This window comes from Aliarcobacter vitoriensis (assembly GCF_003316695.1).
Taxonomy (GTDB): Bacteria; Campylobacterota; Campylobacteria; order Campylobacterales; family Arcobacteraceae; genus Aliarcobacter; species Aliarcobacter vitoriensis.
In genome coordinates, this window is the sequence record NZ_PDKB01000064.1 from 1 (window position 1) to 225 (window position 225).

The window sequence follows — 225 nt, forward strand, 5'->3', positions numbered from 1 at the left end:
CTTTTGTTGGTACTACTACATTACCATCTTTATCTACTAATTTTACTACATACTCACCTGTCTGACTCTCCCACAACTCTTTTGTTCCATCGATTACAACATACACTGTATCTTCTGGTCCATATCCTGGATTATCTCCTGGTGTTAATGGATTATCTGGCTCTCCTGGATTATTTGGATTTGAATTATCTAATATTGTCGTATCTACTTCTTTATTCTTCCCTT

General features: G+C 35.6%; 1 protein-coding gene. It reads right to left on the reverse strand.

The window, feature by feature from the left end:
• Window positions 1-225: hypothetical protein (locus CRU91_RS12355; RefSeq protein ID WP_222718490.1), on the reverse strand; the 225-nt coding region annotated here is incomplete at both ends.